Here is a 12,286-nt window from a genome sequence, read left to right on the forward strand (position 1 = left end):
TCAATCCAGAAATTCGGGTTTCTGTTTGCTCATATGGGCGGCCATGGCCACGCGCAGATCGGTGGATTGCAGCATGGCGGCGTTCCAGGTGGCGACGTATTCGAGGCCGTCGTCAATGCGATGGTCGCGCATGTAGCTGATCATCTCCTTGGTGCCGGTGATGGCGAGCGGCGACTTGGCGGCGATCTCGCGGGCAATGCCCATCACGCCATCAAGCAGGCTGGCAGCGTCGCTGTAGATGCGATTGACCAGGCCCATGCCCCGCGCTTCCTCGGCGCCAAACGAACGACCAGTGTAAGCCAGTTCACGCAGCATGCCGTCACCGATGATCCGCGGCAAGCGTTGCAAGGTGCCGACGTCGGCGGCCATGCCGATGTCGATTTCCTTGATCGAGAATTGCGCGTCTTCGGCGGCGTATCGCATGTCGCAGGCGGCAATCAGGTCGATGGCGCCGCCCAGGCAATAACCCTGCACCGCCGCCAGCACCGGTTTGCGGCACTGGTCGACGGCATTGAACGACGATTGCAGCGCCAGGATCTTGCGTCGCAGCAAGCGCGCGTTTCGCCCGACATCCGTGCCCAGTTCATTGGCCACTCCGGCCAGCATCATCAGGTCGATGCCCGAGGAAAAATGCTTGCCGGCACCACTGAGCACCACCACCCGGACTTCGTCGGTGTCGTCGACCCACTGGAAAATCTCGATGATTTCACTCCAGAACGCTGCGTTCATCGAATTGATCTTCTCGGGGCGATTGATCTGCACGTGTGCGATTTTATCTGCCAATTCGACGGTGAATGCGGTGTACTGAGCCATGCGAGTGATCCTTTACCGGGCAAGAACGAGAGCCGAACTATACCAAGGCCGCACGGTGCCCCGTAAGGCAGCGGTTCGGCCAAAAGCGGGACGCATGCGTGCACCGTAATAGTGCGCAAGCCTTGCCGTCTGGGGCACGATAATGTGTCGTTACTCAGCTTTTTTGACGCCAAATCATTGAAAAAGCAGCCCTTCGTCGGTGAATTTCGCCTTCTAAACGGCACGCCCGTACCTCTTTGCACCGATTGTCGAACAATTTTGCCATTCGGCCTTCCCCGCTCTAAGTTCTGGCCTAGACTCCTTTGCGCGAGGCGAAACCGGTCGGTCATAAAGTGAAAAAAAACTCGAAACTTTTACCTGTCGCGACAGGTCACCTGACAGGGAGGTGTGTTGCGACTGGTGCAATCCTTGCAATGTCCATTTCAAGCGTTACTGCTTCAGCGCATGGGCAGCATTTGCTCTCCGATGCGTAGCGCGTTTGCGCCCGGCCACATGAATTGGCCACGGAAAATCGTCTGCCAGACCTAAGAATTAGATCAATAACACGGGAGATTCATATGATCAGTGCGGCTTTAGATATTCAGGGAGAACGTGCTCATCAGCAGGTCGGCGAGTCGAGCGTCGTGAGTTCAGGCAGTGCCCAAACGATCAGCGTCACGGGCACCAAGGCGCTGGCACCGGTTGCCAGGCACAATCCCAATAGAAAGAAAGTCTTGTTCGTCACCTCCGAAATTGCCGATCTGGTGAAGACCGGCGGGCTGGGTGACGTTTCCGCAGCGCTGCCCCGGGCCATGGCTCAACTGCACGATGTGCGTGTATTGATTCCCGGATACCCCCAGGTACTGCACAGCGAGAACCCCATTCATATCATTGGCGAGCTGGGCGGCCACGCAGCCCTGCCTCCCTGCAAGATCGGGCGCATGGACATGCCTGACGGCCTGGTCATCTACGTGCTGATCTGCCCCGAACTCTACGAGCGCGAAGGGTCGCCTTACGGCGCAAACAACGGTCGCGACTGGCCGGATAACCATATCCGCTTCGCCCGACTGGGCCTGGCCGCCGCCGATATCGCCGCCAACCTCGCACAAATCCACTGGTGCCCGGACCTGGTGCATGCCCATGACTGGCCGGCCGGCCTTGCACCTGCTTATATGCACTGGCGTGGACAGCGCACCCCGACCCTGTTCACCATCCACAACCTGGCGTATCAGGGCGTGACCAGCCTGGGATCATGCCCGGAACTGGGAATCCCCACCCATGCCCTGCAACAGGATGGCATGGAGTTCTACGGCAAGATGTCGTTCCTCAAGGCCGGCATGGCGTATTCGAGCCACATCACCACGGTCAGCGCGACCTACGCTCAGGAAATCACCACCCCGGCCTTCGGCTGCGGCCTCGACGGTTTTCTCGCCGCCAAGACCCAGCAAGGTCTGCTCAGCGGCATCCCCAACGGCATCGATGAAAGCTGGGATGCGGCCACCGACCCCCACCTGTTCTGCCCGTTCGAAATCGGCGATTGGGAAGGCAAAGCCGTCAACGCCGCCCACGTTCGTGAGCTGTTCGGCCTGGACGATAGCGAAGGTCCGCTGTTCGCCGTGGTCTCGCGCCTGGTTTATCAGAAAGGCCTGGACCTGACCGAAGCCGTCTCCGAATACATCGTCGAATCCGGTGGCCAGATCGCGATCATCGGGCGTGGCGAGCCGGAAGAAGAACAAGCCATGCGTGAGCTGGCCCTGCGTTTCCCTGGGCAAATCGGGGTGCGCATCGGCTTTAATGAAACCGACGCCCGACGCATGTTCGCCGGCAGCGACTTCCTGCTGATGCCGTCGCGCTACGAGCCCTGCGGCCTGAGCCAGATGTACGCCCAGCGCTTCGGTTCATTGCCGGTGGCACGCAATACCGGTGGCTTGGCCGACACCATCGAAAACGGCGTGACCGGGTTCCTGTTCGACGAATCCACGGTGGAAAGTTACCAGGAAGCCCTGAGCCGCGCGTTCAAGGTATTCGCCTACCCCGATCTGCTCAATGCCATGCGCTGCCGCGCCATGGCCGCGCCATTCAACTGGTGCAAGGCGGTCGAACCCTACGCCGAACTCTACGAACAGCTGGTGGCTAAAGCACTGGGTAAATCGCACAGACAGTAAGAGGTTTTCAATAGATGCCGTTACGGACCCTTGAGACCTGGCCCCACGGCGCAATCATGCTGGACGCAGAACACACGCGTTTTGCCTTGTGGGCGCCAGATGCGTTTTTTGTCAGTGTCGAACTGGAAGATGGACAATCCTTGCCACTATTGCCTCAGGCTGATGGCTGGTTCGTGATCAACACTCGCTGCCCCGCCGGCACGCGATACCGCTACAACATCGATGGGGAGCTGGAGGTGCCCGACCCGGCCTCCCGCGCCCAGGCCGGTGATATACATCTGCACAGCGTAGTGGTCGACCCCCTCGCCTATCGGTGGCAACACAGCACCTGGTTGGGTCGGCCATGGAACGAGGCGGTGATTTACGAATTGCACGTCGGTGCCCTCGGCGGTTTCAGTGACGTCGAGAAGCACCTGGCGCGCCTGGTCGAACTGGGAGTCACCGCGATCGAACTGATGCCTCTGGCGCAGTTCCCCGGTGACCGCAATTGGGGCTACGACGGCGTCCTGCCCTACGCACCGCAATCCTCCTATGGCACCCCCGAACAACTCAAGCACCTGATCGACACCGCCCACGGCCATGGCCTGGCGGTGATTCTCGACGTGGTCTACAACCACTTCGGCCCGGACGGCAATTACCTGCATCGCTACGCCAAGGGATTTTTCCGCGAAGACAAACACACCCCCTGGGGTGCCGCCATTGATTTCCGGCGGCGCGAGGTGCGGGATTTCTTCATCGAAAACGCGCTGATGTGGCTGCTCGAATACCGCTTCGACGGCCTGCGCCTGGACGCGGTCCACGCCATTGAAAGTCCCGACTTCCTCCAGGAACTGGCGCAACGGGTTCGTGAGCAGACAGATCCGGCTCGACATGTGTGGCTGACGCTGGAGAACGAGCACAACCAGGCCAGCCTGCTGCAGGAAGGCTTCGACGCGCAGTGGAACGATGACGGCCATAATGCCCTGCATGTGCTGCTCACCGGCGAAACCGACGCCTATTACGCCGACTATGCCGACAACCCCACCGAGCAACTGGCTCGCTGCCTGAGCCAGGGTTTCGTGTTTCAGGGCCACGTCACCCGCCACGGAACACCCCGCGGAGAACCCAGCGGCCATCTGCCGCCCAGTGCTTTTGTGCTGTTTCTGCAAAACCACGACCAGATCGGCAATCGCGCCTTTGGCGAACGCCTGCATCAACTGACCAGCCCCGAGGCCTTGAAAGCCGCCACTGCGCTGCTGTTGCTGTCGCCGATGATCCCGCTGATGTTCATGGGCGATGAATTCGCCGCCGAAGAACCCTTCCTGTTTTTCACCAGTCACCACGGTGAACTGGCGGAACTGGTGCGCGAAGGACGACGCAACGAATTTGCCGCGTTCAGCGCGTTTACCGATCCGCATAAACGCGAGCAGATTCCCGATCCGAACGCGCGACAGACCTTTGAGGCGTCCCGGCCCAAACTGACCGCCACCCGGCAATCGGTCATGCAGGGCCTGTATCACCAACTGTTGCGGCTTCGGCATAAGCACATCATTCCCCATCTGCCGGGTACCGTTGCCTTGGGCGCCGAGGTGCTGGCCGAGGGAGCGGTGACCGCGCGCTGGCAACTGGGTAATGGCAGTCAGCTGCGTATTGACCTGAACCTCAGCGACAAGCCTGTGGTCCACTCACCGCAGGCCGACGCTTCGCTGCTGTTCGAACACCCGCCGCAGTCGGCCGGTCTGCTGGATCAGGGCACGCTTGCCCCGTATTGCGCGCTAGTCAGCCTCACGGCCGCAGCCCCTATGCTACCCCTGGATGGAGAGCGCCAATGAGTGATGCGCAACTGGAAATACTGGCCAGCCGAGCTGGTTTGGCAGTCGACTGGATCGACGCCAATGGCCGCCCGCAGAAAGTCGCCCCATCGGTTTTGCGCAACGTCCTCACCGGACTCGGCCACCCGGCCGGCTCCGCACAGGAGATCGACGCCAGCCTGCTGCAATTGCAGCAAGTGCAACAGACCCGTCACCTGCCGCCGCTGATGACCGCAGACGTCGGCGTCGGTCTCAATCTGGCGCATTACTTCGAGCCGCAAACGCCCTGCGAGGTCCATCTCGAAGATGGATCGCGGCTCAATTTGAAGCTGGACGCCGAGGCGATTCTGCCTGGGCTGATTCCGGTCGGTTATCAACACGTCAGCATCGACGGACAATCCTTTACCCTGGCCGTCGCCCCGGCTCGCTGCTACAGCGTCGGCGATGCCGTCAACAACCCGATCCCCCGTGCCTGGGGCCTGAGCGTGCAGCTGTACGGCTTGCGCCGTCCCGGCGACGGTGGCTTCGGCGACACCCAGGCCCTGGAAGACCTGGTCCGGGTCGCTGGCGAGCGTGGTGCCGAAGCCATCGCGATCAGCCCGCTGCATGCGATGTTTGCCAACGATACCCATCGCTACAGCCCTTATTCGCCGTCCAGCCGTCTGTTCCTCAACAGCCTCTATGCCGCACCGGGCCTCATTCTTGGCGAGCGCGCCGTGCGTACGGCAATCGATGCCACGGGGCTTGCCGCCGAACTCAAGCACCTTGAAGAGTTGCCGCTGATCGATTGGCCAGTGGCCGCCGAGGCCAAGCATCGTCTGTTGCAGGCGCTCTACGAAGGCTTTGTCCAGGGCGAACACCCACTGCATGCCGACTTCGGCAGCTTCCGCCACGCTGGCGGCGAAGCCCTGGAAAATCACTGCCGCTTCGAAGCCATCCAGGAAGCCCGCGCCGCCAAGGGTGAAGGCCTCGACTGGCGCGAATGGCCCGAACAATGGCGCGACCCGCGCAGCGCCGCCCTCGCCGCGTTTGCCGAAGAAAACGCCGGCCGCATCGGCTTCTTTGCCTTCTGCCAATGGCTGATCACCCGCTGCCTGGAGCGCGCACAGACCGCCGCCCGCGCCAGCGGCATGAGCATCGGCCTGATCGCCGATCTGGCGGTGGGTGCCGACGGCGGCGGCAGCCAGGCCTGGAGTCGCCAGGACGAGTTGCTCGCCTCTCTGACCGTGGGCGCACCACCGGACATTCTCAACCGCACCGGCCAGGGCTGGGGCATTTCCGCGTTCTCCCCCGAAGGCCTGGTGCGCAACGGTTTTCGGGCGTTCATTGAAATGCTCCGGGACAACTTCGCCCATGCCGGCGGCCTGCGCATCGACCACGTCATGGGCCTGCAACGGCTGTGGGTGATTCCCAACGACGCCCCCCCGGCGGACGGCGCCTACCTGTATTACCCGGTAGACGACCTGCTGCGCTTGCTGGCCCTCGAATCCCATCGCCACCAGGCCATCGTCCTCGGTGAAGACCTGGGAACCGTGCCGGAAGGCCTGCGGGAAAAACTCATTGCACGTTCGATTCTTGGCATGCGCGTACTTCTGTTCGAACAGGACAACGCCCATTTCAAGCCGATGCTCGACTGGCCGGACAACGCGCTGGCCACCACCAGCACCCATGACTTGCCGACCCTCAATGGCTGGTGGCACGGCCACGATATCGACTGGAATGCACGTCTCGGCATGGTCGACGCCACGGGTGAAATCGAATGGCGCCAGCACCGCGAACGCGAGCGCGAAGGCTTGCGCCGGGTGTTGAGCGAGGACCCGCAGAACTTCCGCGAAGAGTCCCATGAAACCGATCAGGTGCTGGATGCCGCGATCCGTTTCCTCGGCCATACCCCGGCGCCGCTGGTGCTGCTGCCGCTGGAAGATGCCCTGGGCATTGAACAGCAGGCCAACTTGCCCGGCACCACCGACGCCCATCCCAACTGGTCGCGACGTTTACCCGGTGACAGCGAAACCCTGCTCGATGACCCGGACGCCGCCCGGCGTCTGGAACTGCTCGCCTGCGCGCGACTCCAGGCGGCCGAGCGTGACCAATGAATCAAGCGCTCATCCAACCGTTGCGGGCGACCCTGCGACTGCAGTTTCATAAAGGCTTCACCCTGGACCAGGCGGTGCCGCTGGTCCCCTATTTCGCCAGCCTGGGCATCAGCCATCTCTATGCTTCGCCACTGCTGAGCGCGCGTCCGGGCTCCATGCATGGCTACGATGTGGTGGACCCGACCACGGTCAATCCGGAACTGGGCGGCGAAGCGGCATTGCGCCGCCTGGTCAGCACCTTGCGTGAGCACCGGATGGGGCTGATCCTCGACATCGTGTCCAACCACATGGCGGTCGGCGGTGGCGACAACCCCTGGTGGCTGGACTTGCTGGAATGGGGGCGCCTGAGCCCCTACGGCGAGTTCTTCGATATCCAGTGGCATTCCCCCGATCCGTTGATGTCAGGCCAGCTGCTGCTGCCCTTCCTCGGCAGCGATTACGGCGTCGCCCTGCAGGACGGCACCCTGCCCTTGCGTTTCGATGCAGAGCACGGCGCGTTTCATGTCGAGCACTACGAGCATCACTTCCCGATCTGCCCGACGGCTTACGGCGAACTGCTCAAGGCCGATGACGCGCTGAATGCCGATCAAGCCGAGCAACTCAAATCCCTGGCCGACCGTTTCAGCGCCTTGAGCTACCAGATGGATGCGCACAGCCTGGCGATCCCGCTCAAGGCGGAGCTGCGCGACCTCGCTGCTGATCCGGTCATTGCGCAAGCGATCCAGCGCAACGTGGAGGCTTATGATTCGCTGACGCGCGAGGGGTTCGAGCGTTTGCACGACTTGCTGGAGCGCCAAAGCTATCGCCTGGCCAGCTGGCGCACAGCGGCGGACGATATCAATTGGCGGCGCTTTTTCGATGTCAACGAACTCGGCGGCCTGCGGGTCGAGCGCCCGGCCGTGTTCGAAGAGACCCACGCGAAGATCTTCGAACTGGTGGCCGACGGCCTGGTCGACGGCCTGCGTATCGACCACATCGACGGCCTTGCCGACCCCCGTGGCTATTGCCGCAAGTTGCGGCGCCGGGTCGACAGCCTGTCACCGCAGCGGCACCTGCCGATCTTCGTCGAGAAGATCCTCGGCGAAGGTGAGACCCTGCACCGCGACTGGTCCGTCGACGGCACCACCGGTTATGAATTCATGAACCAGTTGTCGTTGCTGCAACACGACCCGGAAGGCGCCCAGACCCTGGGCAAGCTCTGGAGCCGCTACAGCGAACGGCCCGCCGATTTTCGCCAGGAAGCGCAACTGGCCCGCCAGCAGATCCTTAACGGTTCTCTCGCCGGGGACTTCGAGAGTGTCGCCCAGGCGTTGCTGCAAGTCGCCCGTGACGACCTGATGACCCGCGACCTGACCCTCGGCGCAATCCGGCGGGCGTTGCAGGAACTGATCGTGCACTTCCCGGTGTATCGCACCTATATCAGCCCCCGTGGCCGCAGCGCCGAAGACGATGTGTTTTTCCAGCAGGCCATGGACGGCGCCCGGCAATCGCTCAGCGAGGCCGATTGGCCGGTGCTCGATTGCCTGGCCCGCTGGCTCGGCGGTGAACCGTGGCGCAAACGCCCGGCGGGTCGCCAGCGCAAGATGCTCAAGCACGCCTGCGTTCGCTTCCAGCAACTGACCTCGCCGGCCGCGGCCAAGGCAGTGGAAGACACTGCGTTCTATCGCTCGGCGGTGTTGCTGTCGCGCAATGACGTGGGGTTCAGCACCGAGCAGTTCAGTGCCCCGGTGGCCGACTTCCACGCCGTTTGCCTGAACCGTCTCGAAGCGTTTCCCGATAACTTGCTGGCCACCGCCACCCATGACCACAAACGCGGCGAAGACACCCGTGCGCGGTTGGCGGTGCTGAGCGAACGCAGTGCCTGGTACGCCGAGCAAGTGCCGCTCTGGCAAGCCCTGGCCCGACCTCTGCGCGATGACGACCAGATGCCATCGACGGGTGACGAGTTGATCCTGTATCAAGCGATCCTCGGCAGCTGGCCGCTGGACCTGCGTAGCGAAGATCCCATAGCGATCGAGGCGTACACCCAACGACTCTGGCAGTGGCAGCAGAAAGCCTTGCGCGAGGCCAAGTTGCAAAGCAGCTGGAGCGCGCCCAACGACGCCTACGAACAAGCGATGCAGCAATTTTTGCAACGACTGATGCTCAGTCCCGAAGGTGAACTGTTGCGTGCAGCCCTGGGCAAGGCGGTCAATACCCTCGCCGCACCCGGCGCACTCAACGGATTGGCGCAAACCTTGCTGCGCATGACCGTGCCGGGCATACCGGATTTATATCAGGGCAACGAGTACTGGGATTTCACCCTGGTGGATCCGGATAACCGGCGGCCGGTGGATTACGCAGACAGGCAACGGGCGCTGGACGCCTCGGCGGACTTGCCCGAACTGCTGACGACCTGGCGAGACGGGCGCATCAAGCAAAGCCTGATCGCCCAGGCGTTGAATCTGCGGGCCGAACACACGGAGCTGTTCCGGCGAGGGGCGTATCAAGCCCTGGAAGTTGTCGGCAGCCAGGCGCACCGGGTGCTGGCGTTTGCCCGCTCCGTAGAAGGAAAACGGGCGATCGTGATCGTGCCGATCCGCTGCGCCGAGTTGCTGAAAAACAGTGCCGAACCGCGGATCGACGCGCGGCTGTGGGGCGATACCCGGGTCAAATTACCGTTCGCCACCTCTGATCAACATTTGAAGGGACTTTTTTCCGGCGTCGCAGTCACACCCCAAGGGGAGCTGATGATCAGCGCTGCGCTGGGGGACTTCCCGGTCAATCTCTTTATCCAAACTACCGACACTTGAGTGCAGTTCAGGAGCATAGCGATGAGTACCGAAGATAAACGCATCCGCGAGTTTGCCTATCAGATCTGGGAATCGGAAGGCAAGCCCGAAGGCCAGGACGCCCGTCACTGGGAAATGGCCCGCAAGCTGGCTGAAGCCGAAGCCCTGTCACCGAACAAATCGTCAAAAGCTGCAGGCGGCAAAACTGCCGCGACCAAGACAGCAACGAAAAAGCCCGACGGCAAGCTAGTCAATGACAAGGCGCTCGATGGCAAGGGTGCAGAGCCAAAAACCAAGGCCAAAGCCAAGCCGGCCGCTGCCTCATCGGTGATCCCCCCTGGTGAAAAAGCCGCCGTGAAAAAGCCTCGCGCCGCGCGAAAACCACCCGCGGTCTAACGCTTCCTTACCTATTCTGAATGAATGCGTGGCGAGCCCTCTCGCCACCGAGGGCTCGCTCGCCTTCGAAAAACCCCTGAGCCACGAATTGTCCCCCTTTTGCAGGAGCATGTATGAGCAGTACAAAGAAATCCGCGCCAGAACCGCACGTCGAGACGCCATCGCGAATCCGTGAAGGTTTGCCCTTCCCGCTGGGCGCGACCTGGGATGGCCTGGGGGTCAATTTCGCCTTGTTTTCCGCCAACGCCACCAAGGTTGAATTGTGCATTTTCGATGATGCCGGTGAAGTCGAGCTCGAACGCATCGAGTTGCCGGAATACACCGACGAGATCTACCACGGTTACCTGCCGGATGCACATCCGGGGCTGATCTATGGCTACCGTGTCTACGGTGCCTACGACCCGGCCAACGGTCATCGCTTCAACCACAACAAATTGCTGATCGACCCCTATGCCAAACAATTGGTCGGCGAGCTGAAATGGTCCGAAGCGTTGTTCGGCTACACCATCGGCCACCCTGACGCCGACCTCAGCTTCGATGAGCGTGACAGCGCGCCCTTCGTGCCCAAATGCAAGGTCATCGACCCGGCCCACACCTGGGGGCACGACCATCGTGTCAGCGTGCCGTGGGACAAGACGATCATTTATGAAACACACGTGCGCGGCATCAGCATGCGTCACCCCTCCGTCCCCGAGAGCCAGCGTGGCACCTTCGCCGGGTTGATGGTCGATGACGTGCTGGAACACATTCGCAAGCTCGGTGTGTCGAGCGTGGAATTGCTGCCGATCCATGCCTTCGTCAATGACCAGCACCTGCTGCACAAGGGCATGACCAATTACTGGGGCTACAACAGCATCGCGTTTTTTGCCCCCGACCCGCGTTACCTGGCCAGCGGCAAGATCGCCGAATTCAAGGAGATGGTCGCGCACCTGCACGAAGCCAATCTCGAAGTGATCCTCGACGTGGTCTACAACCACACCGCCGAGGGCAATGAACAGGGCCCGACCCTGTCCATGCGCGGCATCGACAACGCCTCTTACTACCGCTTGATGCCCGACGACAAGCGCTACTACATCAACGATTCCGGCACCGGCAACACCCTGGACCTGAGTCACCCCTGTGTGCTGCAGATGGTCACCGACTCCCTGCGCTACTGGGCCACGGAAATGCACGTGGACGGTTTCCGTTTCGACCTGGCGACCATTCTCGGCCGTTACCATGAGGGTTTCGACGAACGTCACAGCTTCCTGGTCGCCTGTCGCCAGGACCCTGTGCTACGCCAGGTGAAAATGATTGCCGAGCCGTGGGATTGCGGCCCGGGCGGTTATCAGGTCGGTGGTTTTCCGCCGGGTTGGGTCGAGTGGAACGACAAGTTCCGCGACACCGTGCGCGCGTTCTGGAAAGGCGATGACGGCCAGCTCGCGGACTTCGCCAGCCGCATGACCGCTTCCGGCGAAATGTTCAACCAGCGGGGCCGGCGGCCATATGCGTCGTTGAACTTCATCACCGCCCACGACGGTTTCACCCTTAACGACCTGGTCTCGTACAACGACAAGCACAACGAAGCCAACGACGAGGACAACCAGGACGGAAGCAACAACAACCTGTCGTGGAACCACGGCGTCGAAGGCCCGACCGACGATCCCGAGATCAATGAACTGCGTCAGCGCCAGATGCGTAATTTCTTCGCCACGCTGCTGCTGTCCCAGGGCACGCCGATGCTGGTGGCCGGCGACGAATTCGCCCGCACCCAGGAAGGCAACAACAATGCCTATTGCCAGGACAGCGAGATCGGTTGGGTCAACTGGGACCTGAGCGAAGACGGCAAGGCCCTGCTCAAGTTCGTCAAACGCCTGATCAAGCTGCGCCTGGCCTACCCGATCCTGCGTCGCGGGCGCTTCCTGGTGGGCAATTACAACGAAGACATCGGGGTCAAGGACGTCACCTGGCTGGCGCCGGATGGCAGCGAGATGAGCATCGAACAGTGGGAAGAAGCCCATGGCCGCTGCCTGGGCATGCTGCTCGATGGCCGCGCCCAGGAAACCGGGATCCGCCGCAAAGGCGGCGATGCGACCCTGCTGCTGGTGGTCAACGCTCACCATGACGTGGTCAACTTCCTGCTGCCGGAAGTGCCCGATGGCACTTACTGGACCTGCATGATCGACACCAACCAACCTTCCATTCGCGGGCAGGAACGCTTCGAGTTCGGCCACGAGTACTCGGTGACCGGGCGTTCGCTGCTGCTGTTCGAACTGCACCGTGAGGATGACGAGTGA

7 protein-coding genes are annotated in these 12,286 nt (G+C 61.9%); 6 read left to right on the top strand and 1 reads right to left on the bottom strand.

Features of this window, described 5'->3' with window-relative positions:
* Window positions 1–813 (bottom strand): crotonase/enoyl-CoA hydratase family protein, encoded by an 813-nt coding sequence (locus PMA3_RS14890; RefSeq protein WP_064677869.1) that lies wholly within the window; start codon window positions 811–813, stop codon window positions 1–3.
* A 557-nt stretch (window positions 814–1,370) separates the two neighbouring features.
* On the opposite strand from PMA3_RS14890, the gene glgA reads away from it, so the two are divergent.
* The 6 genes from glgA (at window position 1,371) to glgX (ending at window position 12,286) form a co-directional block, all read left to right on the top strand.
* Window positions 1,371–2,957 (top strand): glycogen synthase GlgA, encoded by a 1,587-nt coding sequence (gene glgA, locus PMA3_RS14895; protein ID WP_064677870.1) that lies wholly within the window; start codon window positions 1,371–1,373, stop codon window positions 2,955–2,957.
* A 14-nt stretch (window positions 2,958–2,971) separates the two neighbouring features.
* The gene (treZ, locus tag PMA3_RS14900) at window positions 2,972–4,768 is read left to right on the top strand and encodes a malto-oligosyltrehalose trehalohydrolase (protein WP_064677871.1); all 1,797 of its coding nucleotides are present in this window, start codon (window positions 2,972–2,974) and stop codon (window positions 4,766–4,768) included.
* The gene (malQ, locus tag PMA3_RS14905; protein WP_064677872.1) at window positions 4,765–6,843 is read left to right on the top strand and encodes a 4-alpha-glucanotransferase; all 2,079 of its coding nucleotides are present in this window, start codon (window positions 4,765–4,767) and stop codon (window positions 6,841–6,843) included. Before treZ ends, malQ begins: the two co-directional genes overlap by 4 nt.
* The gene (locus PMA3_RS14910; RefSeq protein ID WP_064677873.1) at window positions 6,840–9,635 is read left to right on the top strand and encodes a malto-oligosyltrehalose synthase; all 2,796 of its coding nucleotides are present in this window, start codon (window positions 6,840–6,842) and stop codon (window positions 9,633–9,635) included. Before malQ ends, PMA3_RS14910 begins: the two co-directional genes overlap by 4 nt.
* Before the next feature lie 21 nt (window positions 9,636–9,656).
* Window positions 9,657–10,010, top strand: coding sequence for a DUF2934 domain-containing protein (locus PMA3_RS14915; protein WP_064677874.1), 354 nt, complete (start codon window positions 9,657–9,659; stop codon window positions 10,008–10,010).
* Window positions 10,011–10,123: 113 nt separating this feature from the next.
* Window positions 10,124–12,286 carry a glycogen debranching protein GlgX gene (glgX, locus tag PMA3_RS14920; RefSeq protein WP_064677875.1) on the top strand — a complete coding sequence of 721 codons (2,163 nt, stop codon included), beginning with the start codon at window positions 10,124–10,126 and terminating at the stop codon, window positions 12,284–12,286.

The sequence above is a fragment of the Pseudomonas silesiensis genome (genome assembly GCF_001661075.1).
Lineage (GTDB): Bacteria > Pseudomonadota > Gammaproteobacteria > Pseudomonadales > Pseudomonadaceae > Aquipseudomonas > Aquipseudomonas silesiensis.